The sequence below is a fragment of the Streptomyces sp. NPDC021012 genome (assembly GCF_044333355.1).
Taxonomy (GTDB): Bacteria; Actinomycetota; Actinomycetes; order Streptomycetales; family Streptomycetaceae; genus Streptomyces.
The window spans coordinates 302706-320962 of sequence record NZ_JBIRQU010000007.1; the positions used below are offsets into that span (position 1 = coordinate 302706).

An 18257-nucleotide genomic window follows, 5' to 3' on the forward strand; every position below is an offset into this window, starting at 1 on the left:
CCGAGGGCTTCGGGACGGGAGCAGGTCTCGAACAGTGATACGACTGCGTCCGCATCACGGACGCGACTTGTCGGGCGGGAGTCGCCGCGGCGAGGATGCCCGCATGACTCCCGCCCTCGTCTCCCGCCGCCACGTGGATCTTCTGCGTGTCGCGGGGATGCTGTGTCGGTCCGAGTCCCGCTGTCGCGCGGCCTGTTGCTGAGCCCCCTTCCGGCTCTCCGCACCTCCCCGCAGCGTCCGCCGTCTTCGCGTGACGGCCGTCCGTGCCGCTCACGACGCCTCCCACCGTCCTGAACCCACGGGCCTTCCTTCACGCTTCCACGCCTTTCGGGCCGCCGCGCGCGCCCGTCCCGGCTCCGCTCCTTCCCGAGGTACGTCCGCATGTCCTCTTCCACGTCCACCGCCCCCGTCCTGCACTGGTTCCTGCCCACCGGCGGCGACGGCCGCGACCCCGGCGGGGTGACCGCCGTCCAGGGCCGTTCCGCCGCCGCGACCCGCCGCGGCGCCGACCTCGGCTATCTGGCCCAGGTGGCCCGCGCGGCCGAACAGGCCGGTTTCGCCCGCCTCCTGACGCCCGTGGGGCTCGGCTGCGTGGATCCGTGGGTGCTGACGTCGGCCGTCGCCGCGGTGACGGAGCGGATCGGCTTCCTCGTCGCGTTCCGCGCCGGTCTCGCCCAGCCGACGCTGATCGCGCAGCAGGCGGACACGTTCCGGCACCTGTTCGGCGACCGGATCGCCCTGAACGTCGTCACCGGCGGCGACCCGGTCGAGCAGAAGGCGTACGGCGACCACCTCCCGAAGGCCGAGCGGTACGCCAGGACGGGCGAACTCATGCGTGTCGTCCGCGAGTTGCTCGACGGCGGGGCCGTCACGCTGGACGGACGGCACGTGCGGGTCGAGGAGGCCCGCCTGACGGCACCCGACGTCGGCACTCCCGTGCCCCTCTACTTCGGCGGCGCCTCCCCCGAGGCCGAGGAGGTCGCGGCGCGCCACGCCGAGGTGCAGCTGCTCTGGGGCGAGCCCCCGGCCGCCGTGGCGGAACGCGTCGCCCGGGTACGGGCCGCGGCCGCGCGTGCGGGCCGCACCCTGCGCTTCGGCATCCGTCTGCACGTCATCACCCGGGACACCTCGGCCGAGGCCTGGCGGGAGGCCGACCGGATCCTCGCCGGCTTCGACCCCGAGGCGGTCCGCGCCTCGCAGGAACGGTTCGCCCGTATGGACTCCACCGGGCAGGCCCGGATGACCGCGCTGCACGGCGGCTCCGCCGAGAGCCTGACCGTCGCGCCCAATCTGTGGGCGGGCATCGGCCTCGTCCGCGAGGGCGCCGGGACGGCACTCGTCGGTTCGCACGACGAGGTCGCGCGGCGGCTCTTCGAGTACGGACGGGCCGGCATCGACGAGTTCGTCCTCTCCGGCTACCCGCACCTCGAAGAGGCCTACCGCGTCGGCGAGGAGGTGGCGCCCCGGCTGCGGGCGCTCACCGAGGCGGCGGCCGGGAAGGCGGCGGCGTGACCACCCTCGACACGACGAGCGGCGCGGCCGCGCACGCCCCCGCGGACAGCGCCGGGAGCGGAGCCGGGAAGACCTCCCGGCGCCCGGCCCGCCGGGTCCGGTCCTGGGTGACGGCCCTGCGCTGGGCCGCGCTGCGGCTCCTCGCGCTCGCGGTGCTGCTCGCCGCCTGGCAGGCCGTGGTCGCCGCCGGTGTCTGGCCCCGGGTCCTGGTCCCGTCGCCGGGCGACGTGTGGCAGGCCTTCGTGCGGGCGTCGACCGTCCACGACGGGGTGCGCGGGATCAGCGACCACCTGCTGGTCGAGCATCTCGCGGTCTCCCTGCGCCGGATCGCGATCGGCACGGGCTACGCGGCGCTCGTCGGCATCCCCCTGGGGCTGCTGATCGGCGTGGTGAAGCCGCTCGCCGTGGTCCTGGAGCCGGCCGTCACCTTCCTGCGCACGCTGCCCCCGCTGGCGTACCTCTCCCTCCTCGTCATCTGGTTCGGCATCGACGAGTCGCCGAAGATCTGGCTGCTGCTCATCGCCGCGCTGCCGCCCGTCGCGGCGGCCACCGCGGCGGCCGTGCGGGGCGTCCCCGCCGATCTGGTCGAGGCGGGGCGGGCCCTGGGCGCGGGGCCGGTGGTCCTGCTGTTCTCCGTCCGGCTGCCCGCCGCGCTGCCGGAGATCCTCACCGGGGTGCGGATCGCCGTCGGCATCGCGTACACCTCGGTCGTCGCCGCCGAGACCATCAACGGCGTCCCCGGCGTCGGCGGCATGATCCGGGACGCCCAGCGCTACAACCAGACCGACGTCGTCATCGCCGGGATCATCGCGATCGGCCTTTCCGGGATCGTCCTCGACGCGCTGTTCAAGGGCGTGGAGCGGGCCGCCGTCCCGTGGCGCGGCCGCGCCTGAGAACCCCCACAAGACATCTGATCTCCCCTAAGGAACCGTCATGCCCTCCTCCCGTCGCGGCGCCGTCCTCGCCGCCTCCGCCACCGCCCTGCTGCTCGCCCTGTCCACCACCGCCTGCGGCACGGGCGGAGACGGCGGTGAGGGCAAGGGCGGGAAGGTCCGGGTGCGCATCGCGTACCAGGCGATCCCCAACGCCGATCTGGTGGTGAAGAACCAGAAGCTCCTGGAGAAGGCCCTGCCGGACGCCGAGGTGTCCTGGGTGAGGTTCGACTCGGGCGGCGACGTCAACACCGCCGTGATCGCCGGGTCCGTGGACCTGGGACTGCTCGGTTCGAGCCCGGTCACCAAGGGCCTCTCGGCGCCGCTGGACATCCCGTACAAGGTGGTGTGGATCCACGATCTGATCGGCGACAACGAGGCCCTCGTCGCCAGGAGGGACATCGCCTCCGTCGCCGCCCTCAAGGGCCGGAAGATCGCCACCCCCTTCGGGTCGACCTCCCACTACTCCCTGCTCGTGGCGCTGGAGTCGGCCGGTCTGAAGACCTCCGACGTGACGCTCGTCGACCTCCAGCCGCAGGACGCGCTCGCGGCCTGGAAGCGGGGCGACATCGACGCCGCCTACGTGTGGACGCCGAGCCTGACCGAGCTGAAGAAGGACGGAAAGGTGCTGATCACCAGCCGTGCGATCGCGGAGCGGGGCAGGCCGACCGCCGACCTGGGGGTGGTCACCGACGCGTTCGCGGCGAAGCATCCGGAGATCGTGGACGCCTGGCTGAAGGCGGAGGACCAGGCCGTGAAGCTCGCCAAGGGCGACCCCGCGAAGGCCGCCACGGCCATCGGCGCGGAGCTGAACCTCGCGCCCGACGAGGCCCGGAAGCAGCTCTCCGAGCTGGTCCTGCTCACCGCGAAGGAGCAGCAGGGCGCCCAGTACCTCGGCAGGCCGGGGTCCCCGGGCGCGCTCGCCGGGAACCTGCGCGACGCCGCCGTGTTCCTCAAGGGGCAGAAGGCGATCGACGCCGTGCCCGGGCAGGCGGACTTCGCGAAGTCCCTCGCGGTGGAGGAGCTGGCCCGTGCCGCCCGCTGACGCCTCCGCGCGCCTCGCCGACATCGAGCTGTCGGACGTCGGTGTCCGGTACGGCACGGCCAAGGCGCCCGTCGTCGCGGTCGCCGGTGTCTCCCTGGCCGTGGAGCCGGGCGAGTTCGTGGTCCTGGTCGGCCCCTCGGGCTGCGGCAAGACGACGCTGCTCCGCCTGGTGGCGGGCTTCGAGCGGCCCGCCACCGGCGCCGTGGAGGTGCGCCGGAAGGTCGGCGTCGTCTTCCAGCAGCCGCGTCTCTTCCCCTGGCGCACGGTGGGCGGGAACCTCGCCTTCGCCCTGGTCCGGCACGGTGTGCCCCGCGGCGAACGGGCCTCGCGCATCGAGGAGTTGCTCTCCCTGGTGGGGCTGTCCGGGATGGCCGGGCGGCGGACCTGGGAACTGTCGGGCGGGCAGCGGCAGCGGGTCGCGATCGCACGGGCGCTGGCGGCGGAGCCCCAGATCCTGCTGATGGACGAGCCGTTCGCCGCCCTGGACGCGCTGACCCGCGAGCGCCTCCAGGAGGAGGTGCGCACCCTGGCGGCCACGACGGGCGCGACCGTCCTCTTCGTCACGCACTCCGCCGAGGAGGCCGTCCTCCTCGGCTCCCGGGTCCTGGTCATGGCGGCCGGTCCGGGCCGCGTGGTCGCCGAGGTGGCCGTGCCCCTCCCCCGCGACCCGGCGACGGACGTGGCCTCCCTGCGCGGCGACCCCGCCTTCGCCGCGCTGCGGGCGGAGCTGGCGGCGGCGACGCGGAACCCGGCGGCGGTCTGACGGTCCCGCGCGGCCCCCCGCGCGGCCCCCGGTGGGGTTCGCGCGCCGCGCGGGGGCTGCGGTTACCCTTGCGCCGGACGCGAGGAGGAACCATGGCGCGGATGCCGTCGGCCGAACGACGCAGGCAGCTGGTCGAGGCGGCGATCAGGGCGATGGCCAGGGACGGGGTCGCCCGGACCACCACCCGGTCGATCTGCGCCGAGGCGGGGGTCTCGCTGAGCGTCTTCCACTACTGCTTCGACTCCAAGCAGGCGCTCCTGGAAGCGGCGATCGAGACGATCACCTGCAACTACGTGGCGCGCGTGAAGTCGGCGGTCGAGCCGGGTGCGACGCTGCACGAGACCGTCCGGGGCGCCCTGCAGACGTACTGGGACCACGTCACGGCCCATCCGGGCGAGCACATGCTGACGTACGACCTCACCCAGTACGCCCTGCGGGAGCCCGGGTTCGAGCATCTGGCACGCGCCCAGTACGACCAGTACGTGGTGTCGGCGGCGGCGCTGATCGAGCAGGTCCGAGGGGAGCGGGGGCTCGAACCCCGGGTGCCGGTGGAGGTGCTCGCCCGGTATCTGGCGGCGGCGATCGACGGGCTCACCCTCCAGTACCTGGTGCTGGGCGACGGAGCCGCGGCGGCCGAGAACCTCGATCTGACGGTGGATCAACTCGTATCCCTGTTCGAGGGTTGAGGCGTACTGGAGTCCGGCAGCCCATCAACAGGTCATTTGACCCGGACTATTGACTCGCTGTCTCGACACCGCGATCCTCGGGGCGCCCGGTACACCCCCACCGCCCGGAGGCATCGCACACATGAATCGATTCTTCTCACGCGGGAAGGGCGGAAGATCCGCCCTCCTCGCGCTGTTCATCGCCCTCGCCGCGGTGCTGTTCGGCTCCGCTCCGGTCCCCGCCGCCGCGGCCGGCGGCGCGTGGTGGGAGCCCACGTCCCGGCCCGCGCCCGACTCGCAGATCAACGTCACGGGCGAACCGTTCAAGGGGACGGACGCCCAGGGCAAGGTGCGCGGGTTCGTCGACGCCCACAACCACCTGATGTCCAACGAGGGTTTCGGCGGCCGCATGATCTGCGGCGCGACCTTCTCCGAGGCGGGCGCCGCCGACGCGCTCAAGGACTGTCCGGAGCACTACCCGGACGGCTCCGGCGCGCTCTTCGAGCACCTCACCGGCGGTGACAACGGCAAGCACGACCCGGTCGGCTGGCCCACCTTCAAGGACTGGCCCGCCCCCGACTCGATGAGCCACCAGCAGAACTACTACGCGTGGGTCGAGCGGGCCTGGCGCGGCGGGCAGCGGGTCCTGGTCAACGACCTGGTGACCAACGGCCTGATCTGCTCGCTCCTGCCGCGCGACCGCGGCTGCGACGAGATGGACGCCATCCGGCTCGAAGCCCGCAAGAGCTACGAGCTGCAGGACTTCGTCGACAAGATGTACGGCGGCCCGGGCAAGGGCTGGTTCCGCATCGTGACCGACTCCGCGCAGGCCCGCTCGGTGATCAAGGAGGGCAAGCTCGCCGTCGTCCTGGGCGTGGAGACCTCGGAGCCCTTCGGCTGCAAGATGATCCTGGACGTCGCCCAGTGCAGCCAGGCGGACATCGACAAGGGCCTCGACGAGCTGTACGGGCTCGGCGTGCGCAGCATGTTCCTCTGCCACAAGTTCGACAACGCGCTGTGCGGCGTCCGCTTCGACAGCGGGACGACGGGCGTGGCGGTCAACATCGGCCAGTTCCTCTCGACCGGCACCTTCTGGGCCACCGAGAAGTGCGCGGGCCCGCAGCACGACAACCCGATCGGCCTCGCCGCCGCGCCGCCCGCGATGGCCGAGAAGCTGCCGGCCGGGGTGAGCGTCCCCTCGTACGCCTCCGACGCCCAGTGCAACACCCGGGGCCTCACGCGGCTCGGGGAGTACGCCCTGAAGGGCATGATGCAGCGCGGCATGATGCTGGAGCTCGACCACATGAGCGTCAAGGCCGCCGGGCGGGCGCTCGACATGCTGGAGGCCGAGGAGTACCCGGGCGTCATCTCCAGCCACAGCTGGATGGACATGGACTGGACGGACCGGGTCTACCGGCTCGGCGGGTTCGTCGCCCAGTACATGGGCAGCGCCCAGGGCTTCGTCGGCGAGGCCGGCCAGAAGGCCGAGCTGCGCAAGAAGTACGGGGTCGGGCTCGGCTACGGCACCGACATGAACGGTGTCGGCGCCCATCCGGGCCCGGTCGGCGCGGACGCCCCGAACGCGGTGAAGTACCCGTTCCGCAGCTTCGACGGCGGCTCGGTCCTCGACCGGCAGGTCACCGGTGACCGCACCTGGGACCTCAACACCGACGGCGCCGCGCACAACGGCCTCGTGCCGGACTGGGTCGAGCAGATCCGGCTCTCCCCCGGCGGTCAGAGCGTCGTGGACGACCTGTCGCGGGGAGCGGAGTCGTACCTGACGACCTGGAAGAAGACCGAGGACCACGAGCTGGGCGTGAACCTGGCGGCCGGGCAGCCGGTGTCGGCCTCCACCACCCAGTGGTGGAACCCGTTCGTGGACTTCTCGCCCGGTCTCACGGTCGACGGGAACACGGGGACCCGCTGGGCCAGCGAGTGGTCGGACGACCAGTGGCTGAAGGTGGACCTGGGCTCGGTGCGCCGGGTCGGGCGGGTCACGCTGGACTGGGAGCGGGCCTACGCGCGCGCGTACCGGATCGAGCTGTCGGAGGACGGCACGACCTGGCGGGACGTGTGGTCCACGGACGCGGGTGACGGCGGCTACGACACGGCGACGTTCGACTCGCAGTCGGCCCGCTATGTGCGCGTCCACGGCGTGAAGCGGGCCACGGACTGGGGCTACTCGCTCTACGAGGTGGCCGTCAACAGGTCCTGAGCGCAAGGGGAGAGGGGCTGTCGGATCCCGACAGCCCCTCTCCGCGTGCGGGGGTTCAGCCGGCCGCGGGGCCCGTCCAGTCGGCGGGGACGCGGGCGAGCCGGACGCGCTGGGGGTGGTCGCCGACGTCCACGCTCGCCACCCGCTGCCCGGTGGCGAAGTCGATCGCGGTGACCCGGTCGGCTCCGCTCTCGGAGATGACGCAGGACCTGCCGTCGCCGCTCACGGTCGCCCAGTAGGGCTTGGAGGCCGGGACGAGCGGACCCTCCTTGAGGGTCTCCCGGTCGACGACGGTCGCGTAGTCGTCCATGGTCCCGGCGACGCAGAGCTTGTCGCCGTCGGGGCTGATCGAGAGCCCGTGGTGGCGCGAGTCGTTGACCCAGGTGGTGCGGTCGGGGTCGGTCGCCGGGTTGCCGGGGAGGGTCTTGAGGCGGGTGATGCGGTCGGAGTCGACGTCGTACTCCAGGAAGCCGTTGAAGAAGGAGACCTGGAAGTAGATCTTCTTCTCGTCCGGGGTGAAGACGAGCGGGCGGACGGCGTCGGAGAGGTCGCCGCGTCCGAAGGCGTCGAGGCGCTCGCGCATGTCGATGACGCGGACGGTCTCGAAGGTGCGGGCGTCGACGACGGTGATCCTCCGGTCGCCCTTGGTCCAGTCGAGCCAGGGGGCGTCGAGCGCGGTGGTGACCTCGCCGATGGACATGTTCCACAGCAGGCCGTCGGAGGTGAAGACGTTCTCGTGGGGCTTGTCTCCGGTCCTGAAGGAGCCGATCTGGCGTCCCGTGGCGATGTCCAGGACGTGCACGGTGTTCGCGGTGGAGGCGGAGACCGCGACGCGGGTGCCGTCGGGCGAGACGGCCATGTGGTCGGCGCGGTAACCGGCCACCGGGAAGCGCCAGTTGATCCGTCCGGTGCGCAGGTCGAGGGAGACGACGTCGGCGAAGCTGGGGCGGGAGACGACCATGGCGGAGCCGTCGGGGGTGGCGTACATGTCGTCGACGAACTGGTCGTGGCCCTCGCCCGGTCCGCTGCGGACGCCGAGGAAGAAGGCGAGCTTGACGGGGTTCAGGTAGATCTCGCGGAGGCGTTCCTCCTTGTCGGGGACGACGTTCACGCGCGCGACGCGGTGGAAGTCGCCGCGGGAGGCGATGACGTCGGCGGTGCCGTCCCAGTTGTTGCCGACGAACATCACCTCGCGGAGCCCGGCGGGTGCGGCGGCTCCGGTGCCGCCCGTCGTGGCGACGAGCGCGAGGGCGGTGGCGAGGGCTCCGAGGAAGCGGCGGGTGCCGGACGTGCGGGGAGAGGGCATGGGGGTCCTTCTTCCGTGGCGCGACGATGAGTTACCGGAGGTAACCATGGTCGCGTCGAGCCCACAAGCCCCTGGGAGGCACCCCGGCGCACCTGCCGTCCCGACCGGTGCGGGATCATGGGAGGAGGAACGCAGAAGGGACGGAACGGACGATGAGGCACCGCAGTGTCGCGGACCTGATGACGCCCACCGCGGTCGCGGTGCAGCGCGGGACGTCGTTCAAGGAGATCGCGCGGCTCCTCGACGAGTACGGCATCACCGCGGTCCCGGTGGTCGACGAGGAGAACCGGCCGGTGGGCGTCGTCTCCGAGGCGGACCTGCTGCGGCGGCACACGGCGAAGGACGGACCGAGCTCGGCCGAGGCCATGATGTCGAGCCCGGCCGTCACCGCCCGGCCCTCCTGGACGGCGGTCGAGGCGGCCCGCCTGATGGAACGGCACCGGGTGAAGCGGCTCCCGGTCGTGGACGCGGAGGGACGGCTGATCGGGGTGCTCAGCCGCAGCGATCTGCTCCAGCTGTTCCTGCGGCGGGACCGCTCGATCCAGGAGGAGATCCGTGAGGACGTGGTCGTCCGCATCCTGCGCCTCTCCCCCGCGGCCGTGCACATCGACGTCGACGAGGGGCGGGTGACGCTGAGCGGCACCCTGGAGCGCCCGGGCCTCGGCCCGATCCTGGTCCGCCTCTGCGAGACGGTGGACGGGGTCGTGGAGGTCGTGGACCGACTGGTGTACGGGGAGGAGGGCGACGCCCCGTAGGCCCCCGTAGGCCTCCCGTCAGGACGGCGCCCGGGAGCCCGGCGCGGGAGGCGGTTCCGTCAGGAGACCGCCTCCGGCCAGCCGTAGCCGGGGCCGGTGTGCTGGGGTACGGTCCCGGCGCCCACCGCCTCCATCTCCCGGTTGGCCTCCCGCATGAGCTTGCCCGCCAGGTCCTTCATCGCCCGGCTCGCGGCGAGTTCGTCGCCGATCGCCGGCACGTCCACGTCCGCCGGGTTGCACCGCGCGGAGCCGTGGCCCGTGATCGTCGAGGTGCCGGTGTTCAGCCGGGCCTCGGCCTTCGTCCTGCCGCTGTCCTCGGTCAGCTCCACGCCGACCGTCCATTCCAGCGTGCGGCTCATGGTCCGCCTCCTCGCATCGCCGGGTCGCGCGCAACCGAGGCACGGCCCCTTCCGATACCTCCAGGATCCATCGGCGGGTCCGGGAACGCACGGTCAGGGCGCGCGGAAGAGGCGGGGGAAGCGGGGGGCGAGCCAGGGCTTGCGGCCCCAGCCGAGGGCCTTGCCGCGGGCGATCACCGGCCAGGGGTCGACCCGTCCGAGGGCGAGCAGGAGGAAGGCGACCGGCTCGGTGAGGATCGTGCAGTCGGGGCGGGCGGGCGGCCGGTGGTCGGCGCGGACCGCGCCGTCGGCGAGGGTGACGCCGAATCCCGGACCGCCGCCCCGGAGCCGTACGGCGAAGCTCGCGGTCAGCCCGGCGACGGCGGCCGGGTCCGTGACCCTCGGCATCGCCTCGATCAGGAACGGCAGGGTGAGCCCGACCCGTCGCGCGTCGAGCATGTGGGGGCGGTCCAGGGCGAGGGCGAGGTCGTAGCCGTGGCCGAGCATGTGGGTCAGCAGGTACGAGCCGAGGACGGCGGGGCTCATCCGGCCGAGCGGCGTGGCGAGCCGCTCGTCCGGGTCGCGCCCCTCGACGTCCGCGAGGAACGCGGCGGCCCGGGCCGTGATCATCTCGGCGAGCGGGCCGGGCGTCCGCTCGGCGAAGCCGGCGAGGGCGCGTGCGTTGGCCTCGGCCAGGCTGCCGGGGGTGCCGTCGCCGTAGGGGCGCTCCCGTCCGGCGGCCAGGTCGGCCATGAGGGCGTTGGCCTGCGCCAGGTGGGCGGCGGCCTCCCCGACCGTCCAGGCGGAGCGGGGCACGGGCAGCCGCCCGGCGTCCGGCGCCGGGGTGCGCAGGACCGCCGCGATGTCGTCGGCGGTCCCCCGTATCGCCTCGGCAAGCCCTTCGGGAAGCACCCCGCCCGTTCGCCGCGCCATGGTTCCGCCCCTCCCCGGGTCCGGCGACTCCCCGTGGAGCACCGGTAGGTCAGGGACCGTACCAGCGGGTAGGTCCGCTTGTACCGGTCCCGTCCGGGAGGTCTTCGCCGGCGGCCGTGGCGGCGACGGCCTCCCGGAACCGGGGGCACTCGGCGAGGTCGTCGTGGGCGCAGTCCAGCGCGCCTTCGACCAGGTCGAGGCGGGCCTGCGCCTCCGCCACCCGGCGCCCTCGCGATCCCCGTCTTCACGGCCTCCGGCACCCGGGGCCGCTGACCCGCCGGCCCCGGCTCACGCCCCGGTCGGGTTCAGGGGCCGTCCACCGTGAGGACGAGCTTGCCCGTGGTGCGGTCGGTCTCGCCGAGGGCGTGGGCCTTGGCGGCTTCCGCGAGGGGGAAGACGGCCTCGACGTGGGGGCGGAGGGCGCCGGAGGCCGCGAGGGCGGCGATGGCGTTCATGCCGGCGTGGTCGGCCTCGACGAGGAGGGTCGCCACGCGGACGCCCCGCGCGGCCGCCTTCGCCGGTTCGTCCGGGTCGGTGGGCGGCAGCAGGGAGACGAGCGTGCCGCCGGGGCGGAGGACGTCGAGGGAGCGGGTGCGGGTGTCGCCGGACAGCGGGTCGAGGACCATGTCGACGTCCTGGACGGCCTCGGTGAAGTCGGTGGTGCGGTAGTCGATGACCTCGTCGGCGCCGAGGGAGCGGACGAACGGGTGCTTCGGGGCGCTCGCGGTGCCGATGACGTACGCGCCGCGGGCCTTGGCGATCTGGACGGCGAGGTGGCCGACGCCGCCGGCGGCCGCGTGGATCAGGACCCGCTGCCCGGGGCCGACCCGGGCGGTGTCGACGATCGCCTGGTACGCGGTGAGGGCGGCGAGCGGCAGGGCGCCGGCCTGGACGTGGTCGAGCTCGGCCGGCTTGTGGGCGAAGGCGCGGGCCGGGGCGGTCACGTACTCGGCGTGGGAACCGACGCCGTGCGGGTACGGCAGCATCCCGAAGACCTCGTCGCCGGGCTTGAACACGGTCACGCCGAAGCCGACGGCCTCGACGACGCCGGAGACGTCCCAGCCCAGGACGAGGGGCAGGCGGTTGAGGAAGAGGGGGCCGGAGCGGTGCTTCCAGTCGGTCGGGTTGAGGCCGGCCGCGCGGACGGCGACGAGGATCTGGCCGGGTCCGGGCACGGGCCGCGGGACCACGACCTCCCGGAGGACGTCGGGGGTGCCGTGGGTGTCCTGGCTGATGGCGCGCATGGTGGGCTGGTTCGTCATGCCGTCCAGACTCGCCGCCCGAGCCGCCGCGTACCATGGCACGATTGCCATCTTTCGAAGGGATCCTGCCATGAGCCCTGCCACGGGTGACCGTCTTCCGAGGCATCGTGTCGTCGTCCTCGCCCTGGACGGGGTCTACCCCTTCGAACTGGGCATCCCCAGTCGGGTGTTCGGCTCGGTGGCCGAGCACTACGAGGTCCTGACCTGCTCGGTGGACGGCCGGCCCGTCCGTACCAACTCCGACTTCTCCGTCACCGCCGAGCACGGGCCCGAGGCACTCCGCACGGCCGACACCGTCATCCTTCCGCCCTTCGACATGTCCCTCCTCTCCCGCGAGCTCCCCGCCGGGGTCGCCGAGGCGCTGGCCTCCGTGCCCGCCGGGGCACGGATCGTGTCCATCTGCACGGGCGCTTTCGTCCTCGCCGCCGCCGGGCTCCTGGACGGCCGCCCCGCCACCACGCACTGGGCGCTGGCCCCCGTCTTCCGCGACTGGTTCCCGAAGGTGGCGCTCGACCCCGACGTGCTGTTCGTCGACGACGGGGACGTGCTGACCTCGGCGGGCGCCGCGTCCGGCGTGGACGTCTGCCTGCACCTCGTACGGAAGGACCACGGCACCGCCGTCGCGAACTTCGTGGCCCGGGTGTGCGTCGTGCCGCCCTGGCGGGAAGGCGGGCAGGCCCAGTACATCGAGCAGCCCGTGCCCGAGACCACCGCCAACGGCACCTCGGCGACCCGGCAGTGGGCGCTTGAGCACCTGCACGAGCCGCTGGCGCTCAGCACGCTCGCCGGCCACGCCCGGATGAGCCTGCGGACCTTCGCCCGCCGGTTCGACGAGGAGGTCGGCATGAGCCCCGGCCGCTGGCTGATCCAGCAACGGGTGGCCCGCGCCCGGCACCTCCTGGAGTCCACGGACCTCGCCGTCGACGACATCGCGGGCCAGGTGGGCTTCGCCACCGGCACCTCGCTGCGCCAGCACCTGCACGCGGCGATCGGCGTCTCCCCGCTCGCCTACCGACGCACCTTCCGGGGCGGGGCCGCCCTGCCATAGCCATCTCGATAGGCTTCGCGCCGTGAGGCACAAGGATTCCGATGGCACGGCGCAGCCGGTGGGCGATCTGAACCTGCTGCGGACCTTCCTGGCGGTCCACCGCTCCGGTTCGTTCACCGCCGCCGCCGGGCTGCTCGGCCTGTCCCAGCCGACGGTGACCACCCAGATCCGGGCCCTGGAGCGGCAGACGGGCCGCGAGCTCTTCGTGCGGCTGCCGCGCGGTGTCGCCCCGACCCCCGTCGCCCACGACCTCGCGGCCCGGGTCGCCGGGCCCCTCGACGCGCTGGCCGCCGTCGCCGGGCACGAGGCCGCGCTCCACGAGCGGACCGCGCCGGTCCATCTGGCGGGTCCCGCCGAGCTGCTCTGCGTCCGTGCCCTGCCCGCGCTCGCCCCGCTGGCGGCCGAGGGCGTACGGCTCAGGGTGAGCACCGGTCTGACCGAGCCGCTCCTCGACGAGCTGCGCGCGGGACGGCACGACCTGGTGATCGCCACCTTCCGGCCGCGCGGGCGGGCCCTGACCGCCGTGCCGCTCACCGACGAGGAGTTCGTCCTGGTCGCCGCCCCCGGGTGGGCCGACCTCGTCGGGGAGCGCCTGGCGGTCGAGGGGCCCGCGGCGCTGCACCCCGTCCCCCTCGTGACGTACGCGGAGGACCTGCCCATCGCCCGCCGCTACTGGCGGCAGGTGTTCGGGGCGCGGCTCTCCCGCCCCGCCGCCGTGACCGTCCCCGATCTGCGCGGGGTCCTCGCCGCGGTCGTCGCCGGAGCGGGGTTCAGCGTCCTGCCCCGCTACCTCTGCCACGCCGAACTGGCCTCCGGCGCCCTGGTGCTCCTGCACGACCCGGAGGACCCGCCCCTCAACACCGGCTATCTCGTCCAGCGCCCCGGACGCCCCGGGAACCCCGACGTCACCCGCGTCCGGGACCTGCTGATCGAGGCCGGGCTCGGCTGGTGACCCCGGGGGCGTCGACGGCTCCTGCTATAACCGGAGCATGATCTACCACGTGGTGACGCCCGCCGACTGGTCCGACCGGCCGGAGGAGCCGTACGCCCCCGCCTCCCTCGCGGAGGAGGGGTTCGTGCACTGCTCCCCCGACGAGCCGACCACGCTCGCCGTCGTCAACGCCTTCTACCGCACCGCCTCCCGGCCGCTCCTGGTGCTCCTCCTCGACGAGAGTCGGCTCACGGCCAGGACCGAGTGGGAGGCGGCCGCGCCGACCCCGCCGCCCGGGGTCTCCGAGGACGTCCTCTTCCCGCACGTGTTCGGGCCGGTCGACCGCGCCGCCGTCGACGGGATCCTGGAGGTCGTCTGGGACGGGGACGGCCGGGCCACGGGGCTGGCGAAGACCGCCTGACCGGGCGTCAGTCCTTGTTCAGATAGGCCAGGACGGCGCGGACGCGGCGGTTGTTGGTGCCGTCGTCGACGATGCCGAGCTTGCCGAACAGGGAGGTCGTGTACTTCCCGATGGCGCTCTCGCTGAGGAAGAGCCGCTGGGCGATGACCTGGTTGGACAGTCCCTCGGCCATGAGGCCGAGCACCGCGTGCTCGCGTTCGGTGAGTCTCTCCAGGCGCCGGTTCGAGGGCCCGCCGGCCAGGAGCCCGGCGATGACGGCCGGGTCCATCGCGGTCCCGCCGGACGCGACGCGTTCCAGCGCGTCCATGAACTGGTCGGCGTCGAACACGCTGTCCTTGAGGAAGTAGCCGATGCCTCCCGAGCCGTCGGCCAGGAGCTCCCGGGCGTAGAGCTGCTCGACGTACTGGGAGAGGATCAGGACCGGGAGTCCGGGCAGTTCGGCGCGGGCGGCGACGGCCACCCGCAGGCCCTCGTCCGTGTGGGTCGGCGGCATGCGGACGTCGACGACGGCGACGTCGGGCCGCCAGGCGCGCAGCGCCTCCAGCGTCTCGGGGCCGGTGGCCGCCGTCGCGACCACCTCGTGGCCGTAGGCCTCGATGAGCCGGACCATCCCGTCGCGCAGCAGGTACAGGTCCTCGGCTACGACGATGCGCACGGCACCTCCAGGGTCACGCGGGTCGGGCCGCCCGCCGGGCTGGTGATCTCCAGGGTGCCGTCGAAGGCGGCGAGCCGGCGGCGCAGCCCGGCGAGGCCGCCGCCGTCCCCGACGCAGGCTCCGCCGCGGCCGTCGTCCTCGACGCCGACGACGATGCCGGTGCCGTCGCCGGAGAGCGCGATCCGGACCCCGCGCGCCCCGGCGTGCTTGACCGCGTTGCTCAGCAGTTCGGCGACGGCGAAGTACAGGGCCGATTCGACCGGCGGGTCCGGGCGGTGCGGGAGGTCCGCGGCGACCGTCACGTCGAGCGGGCTGTCCAGGGCGAGGGCGCGGACGGCGTCGACGAGCCCCCGGTCGCTCAGGACGGGTGGGTTGATGCCCCTGACGAGCTCCCGGAGTTCGGTCAGGGAGGCGGTGGCGCCCGCCCGCGCCTCCCGCATCAGTGCCCTGGCCCGCTCCGGGTCGGTCTCCATGAGCTTCTCCGCCGTCGCCAGGGAGAGCCCGAGGCCGACCAGGCGTGCCTGTGCCCCGTCGTGCAGGTCCCGCTCGATCCGGCGGATCTCGGCGGCCTGGGCGATCGTCGCGTCGGCGCGCTGGGCGGTCAGTTCCTCGACCCGCCGCGCCAGCGCCATCGCGGGCGAGGGGCGCAGGAAGCACGCGGCGACCGGCCCGAGCGCCCGCCAGGCGTACGGGGCGAGGGCGACGGCCGCCGCGAGGCCGAGCAGTCCGGCGAGGCGGCCCGGGGTCCCCCAGCGGCCGAGGCCGAGCCCGAGGACCGCCACGGCCGCGCCGGCCGGCGGGAGGCAGGCGACGAGGCCCGCGGTGAGCGGCACGATCGCCGTGAACCGCAGGTCGCGCCAGTTCGCGGGGTCGTTCCACCGGACGCGCCGCTTCTGGTCCACGAGGGCGTCGCGGCGCGTGCGTTCGTACCCGAAGCCGTTCCACCAGTACCCGGTGGACATCCGCGTGACCGGCGGGGCCTCCCGGTAGCCGGCGGGGATCACGGTGCCCGTCCAGCGGGCGACGAGCCCGCGGACGGCCCGGCAGACCGGCCGGGACAGGGCGGGCGTGCCCGTGCCCACCAGCACGACCGGAGCGAGCCACGACCACGGGTTGCCCGGTCCCCACCGGATGCCCCACGCCACGGCGGCGGCCCACACCGCGGGGACGGGCATGCTGACGGCCACCACGGCGCATGCCCGTAAGAACCCCACGCCCACGCGCGCCGACCACGTACCCAGCTGTCCCATGCCTCCGCCTTCGTCCTCGTCTTCCGTCCCGGTGCCTCCACTCTGCACCGGACGCGGCCCCCCGCCGCCCCGGTCGGCCGAGGAGTGTGGCTGCCCCCACCCCCTCGTACGCCCAGACGGATACCGGCCCTGCCGGGCACCCGGCAGGGTCGGTGGGCATGGAAACCGATCCGAACACCCCGTCCACGGCCGCCCCGCTCGACCGCGCCGCCACCCGACGGGCCTTCGCCACGGCGACGGCGAGCGTCAAGGTCTACGGCGCGCTCGGCGCCCTCTCCCTCCTCGCGGTCGTCGGGGTGGCGGCCGCCGGCCATCCGGTGAACACGTTCATGTGGGTACGGGCCGTCCTGCTGCCCCTGGTGGCCGTGCCGGTCCACCGGTCGGCCGTGTCCGCCTCCGGGGGGTCCCGGCGGGCCTTCGAGCGCGTGCGGGGCGTCGCCGTCGTCCTGCCGGTCGCGGTCATCGGCGTCGACCTGATCCCGGGCGTCTGCCCCCTGTGGTACGCCGCGATGCAGACCGTCTGCGTGCTGCCCGTGATCCGCCTCGCGTTCCTCACCCGGAGCCCCGCCCTGCGCACCGCCTTCCCCCAGTGAGGCCATCGCCGTGTGCGCTTCCTCCCGCTCTCGGTTAGACCTGGATCACAGGGTGTCGGCCGGCCCGCCGGAAGCCACCCGACCGGCGTCACCCGCCGCCCAGCTCACGGAGGAAGTCGTTGATCAACCGTCGCAGTGTGCTCGGCGGGGCTCTCGCCGCCGCGGGCCTGCCGCTCCTCGCCCCCGGCGCCCTCGCCGGGGGCGAGGCACACGCCGCGGAGGCCCTGCCCCCGGCCGGCCCGCACCGTGCGCAAGACCCCGTGCCGCCCGCGTTCACCACGGCCATGCCCGTCCCGCCCGTACTGCGCCCGCTGTCCTCGACGGGCGGCGTGGACCTCTACAAGCTGACCATCCGCAGGTCCACCGCCGAGATCCTCCCGGGCACCACCACCGATGTCCTCACCTACGACGGCCACTTCCCCGGCCCCGTCATCCACGCCCGCTCCGGGCGCCGGGTCCTGATCCGCCACCACAACGGCATCGACATGCCCGTCGCCGTCCACCTGCACGGCGCGAGCGTCCCGCCCCCTTCCGACGGCAACCCGATGGACGTCTTCGCCCCCGGCACCTCGCGGACGTACACGTACACCAACCGGCAGCCCCACGCCTCGCTGTGGTTCCACGACCACGCCCACCACATGGAGGCCGAGCACGTCTACCGCGGGCTGACCGGCACGTACCTGCTCACCGACGACCTCGAACAGCGCCTTCCGCTGCCCAAGGGCCGGTACGACGTGCCCATCACGATCCGCGACGCCCGCTTCGACGAGCAGGGGCGGCTGGCGTACACGATGAGCGACCGCAACCGCACCACCATCCTCGCCAACGGCAGGCCCACCCCCTACTTCCAGGTCGCCGCCCGCAAGTACCGCTTCCGCCTGCTCAACGGCTCCAACCTGCGCATCTTCGCGCTGGGCCTGTCCGACGGCACCCCGCTCACCCAGATCGCCTCGGACGGCGGCCTGCTCGAACGCCCCGTCGCCGTGCCCGTCCTCACGCTCTCCCCCGGCGAACGCGCCGACGTGGTCGTCGACTTCTCCCGCCACCCCGTCGGCACCCGGCTGGTCCTCACGAACAGCGGCCCCGGCCGGCCCGAGCAGATCGGCAAGGTGCTCCGCTTCGACGTCGTCCGCACCGCCGACGACCCCAGCAGCGTCCCCCCGGTCCTGCGCGCCCTGCCGCCGGCGGGCGCCCTGCCCAAGGCCGCCGTCACCCGTGACATCGCCCTCGGCATGGACGAGGACGGGCGGCCCGACCCCCGGGGGTTCATCAACGGGCAGATGTACGACCCCGACCGCATCGACACCACCGTGGCCTTCGGGTCGTCCGAGATCTGGAGCGTCACCAACACCAACAAGCGCGTCGCGCACAACTTCCACGTGCACCTGGTCCAGTTCCGGGTCCTCGAACGCGGCGGGCTGCCCGCGGGCCCGACGGAGGCGGGTCTGAAGGACACGGTCCGGGTGATGCCGGGCGAGACGGTGAAGCTGCACGTGACGTTCGACGGCTTCCGGGGCGACTACGTGTACCACTGCCACATGCTCGACCACTCGGCCATGGGCATGATGGCCACCTTCCGGATCCGGTGAGGGCCCGGCGCGGGGCTCCCCCGCCGGGCTCGCGGGCCCCGCGC

20 protein-coding genes are annotated in these 18257 nt (G+C 73.7%); 13 read left to right on the forward strand and 7 right to left on the reverse strand.

Annotated features, from left to right (window positions below; all coding sequences use genetic code 11):
- Positions 1-103: 103 nt before the first annotated feature.
- From ACH4TP_RS24275 to ACH4TP_RS24305, 7 genes are all read left to right on the forward strand, one after another.
- Positions 104-202: a putative leader peptide gene (locus ACH4TP_RS24275; protein ID WP_398184633.1), complete on the forward strand. Its 99-nt coding sequence runs from the start codon at positions 104-106 to the stop codon at positions 200-202.
- A gap of 179 nt (positions 203-381) precedes the next feature.
- Positions 382-1512 (forward strand): LLM class flavin-dependent oxidoreductase, encoded by a 1131-nt coding sequence (locus ACH4TP_RS24280; RefSeq protein ID WP_398439107.1) that lies wholly within the window; start codon positions 382-384, stop codon positions 1510-1512.
- Positions 1509-2405, forward strand: a complete 897-nt coding sequence (locus ACH4TP_RS24285) for an ABC transporter permease (protein ID WP_398184630.1) — start codon at positions 1509-1511, stop codon at positions 2403-2405. Before ACH4TP_RS24280 ends, ACH4TP_RS24285 begins: the two co-directional genes overlap by 4 nt.
- A 40-nt stretch (positions 2406-2445) precedes the next feature.
- Complete coding sequence (locus ACH4TP_RS24290) at positions 2446-3489, forward strand: glycine betaine ABC transporter substrate-binding protein (protein ID WP_389225861.1); 1044 nt, start codon at positions 2446-2448, stop codon at positions 3487-3489.
- Entirely contained in the window at positions 3476-4252 is a 777-nt protein-coding gene (locus tag ACH4TP_RS24295; RefSeq protein ID WP_398184624.1) for an ABC transporter ATP-binding protein, read from the forward strand. Before ACH4TP_RS24290 ends, ACH4TP_RS24295 begins: the two co-directional genes overlap by 14 nt.
- Positions 4253-4344: 92 nt before the next feature.
- A complete protein-coding gene (locus ACH4TP_RS24300) occupies positions 4345-4938 on the forward strand; it encodes a TetR/AcrR family transcriptional regulator (RefSeq protein ID WP_398439108.1) in 594 nt (197 codons plus the stop codon).
- A 121-nt stretch (positions 4939-5059) separates the two neighbouring features.
- Entirely contained in the window at positions 5060-7132 is a 2073-nt protein-coding gene (locus ACH4TP_RS24305) for a discoidin domain-containing protein (RefSeq protein ID WP_398184620.1), read from the forward strand.
- 55 nt (positions 7133-7187) lie between these two features.
- Here ACH4TP_RS24305 and ACH4TP_RS24310 read toward each other — a convergent pair whose 3' ends face one another.
- Positions 7188-8438 carry a YncE family protein gene (locus tag ACH4TP_RS24310; protein ID WP_389225873.1) on the reverse strand — a complete coding sequence of 417 codons (1251 nt, stop codon included), beginning with the start codon at positions 8436-8438 and terminating at the stop codon, positions 7188-7190.
- Positions 8439-8590: 152 nt separating this feature from the next.
- On the opposite strand from ACH4TP_RS24310, the gene ACH4TP_RS24315 reads away from it, so the two are divergent.
- The gene (locus tag ACH4TP_RS24315; RefSeq protein WP_389225876.1) at positions 8591-9193 is read left to right on the forward strand and encodes a CBS domain-containing protein; all 603 of its coding nucleotides are present in this window, start codon (positions 8591-8593) and stop codon (positions 9191-9193) included.
- Between the two features lie 59 nt (positions 9194-9252).
- Here the strand turns inward: ACH4TP_RS24315 and ACH4TP_RS24320 are convergent, their stop codons facing one another.
- From ACH4TP_RS24320 to ACH4TP_RS24335, 4 genes are all read right to left on the reverse strand, one after another.
- Positions 9253-9552, reverse strand: coding sequence for a DUF1876 domain-containing protein (locus ACH4TP_RS24320; protein WP_389225878.1), 300 nt, complete (start codon positions 9550-9552; stop codon positions 9253-9255).
- Positions 9553-9645: 93 nt separating this feature from the next.
- Complete coding sequence (locus tag ACH4TP_RS24325) at positions 9646-10464, reverse strand: maleylpyruvate isomerase family mycothiol-dependent enzyme (protein ID WP_398439109.1); 819 nt, start codon at positions 10462-10464, stop codon at positions 9646-9648.
- 49 nt (positions 10465-10513) lie between these two features.
- The gene (locus ACH4TP_RS24330; RefSeq protein WP_398439110.1) at positions 10514-10684 is read right to left on the reverse strand and encodes a hypothetical protein; all 171 of its coding nucleotides are present in this window, start codon (positions 10682-10684) and stop codon (positions 10514-10516) included.
- Between the two features lie 85 nt (positions 10685-10769).
- Entirely contained in the window at positions 10770-11708 is a 939-nt protein-coding gene (locus ACH4TP_RS24335) for an NADP-dependent oxidoreductase (RefSeq protein ID WP_398439234.1), read from the reverse strand.
- 88 nt (positions 11709-11796) lie between these two features.
- Between ACH4TP_RS24335 and ACH4TP_RS24340 the strand changes: the two genes are divergently transcribed.
- From ACH4TP_RS24340 to ACH4TP_RS24350, 3 genes are read left to right on the forward strand one after another with little or no spacing between them, the layout of a single operon-like run.
- Positions 11797-12774 (forward strand): GlxA family transcriptional regulator, encoded by a 978-nt coding sequence (locus tag ACH4TP_RS24340; protein WP_398439111.1) that lies wholly within the window; start codon positions 11797-11799, stop codon positions 12772-12774.
- 22 nt (positions 12775-12796) lie between these two features.
- Positions 12797-13726, forward strand: a complete 930-nt coding sequence (locus ACH4TP_RS24345; RefSeq protein ID WP_389225890.1) for a LysR family transcriptional regulator — start codon at positions 12797-12799, stop codon at positions 13724-13726.
- A gap of 37 nt (positions 13727-13763) precedes the next feature.
- On the forward strand, positions 13764-14126 hold the full coding sequence (locus ACH4TP_RS24350) for a DUF952 domain-containing protein (RefSeq protein WP_398439112.1): 363 nt from the start codon (positions 13764-13766) through the stop codon (positions 14124-14126).
- 7 nt (positions 14127-14133) lie between these two features.
- Here the strand turns inward: ACH4TP_RS24350 and ACH4TP_RS24355 are convergent, their stop codons facing one another.
- A complete protein-coding gene (locus tag ACH4TP_RS24355; RefSeq protein ID WP_398439113.1) occupies positions 14134-14781 on the reverse strand; it encodes a response regulator in 648 nt (215 codons plus the stop codon).
- The gene (locus ACH4TP_RS24360) at positions 14766-16031 is read right to left on the reverse strand and encodes a sensor histidine kinase (protein ID WP_398439114.1); all 1266 of its coding nucleotides are present in this window, start codon (positions 16029-16031) and stop codon (positions 14766-14768) included. The genes ACH4TP_RS24355 and ACH4TP_RS24360 overlap by 16 nt, the downstream gene beginning before the upstream one ends.
- Before the next feature lie 158 nt (positions 16032-16189).
- On the opposite strand from ACH4TP_RS24360, the gene ACH4TP_RS24365 reads away from it, so the two are divergent.
- On the forward strand, positions 16190-16624 hold the full coding sequence (locus ACH4TP_RS24365; RefSeq protein ID WP_398439115.1) for a hypothetical protein: 435 nt from the start codon (positions 16190-16192) through the stop codon (positions 16622-16624).
- Between the two features lie 119 nt (positions 16625-16743).
- Entirely contained in the window at positions 16744-18213 is a 1470-nt protein-coding gene (locus ACH4TP_RS24370; protein ID WP_389225905.1) for a multicopper oxidase family protein, read from the forward strand.
- The last annotated feature ends 44 nt before the right edge of the window (positions 18214-18257 follow it).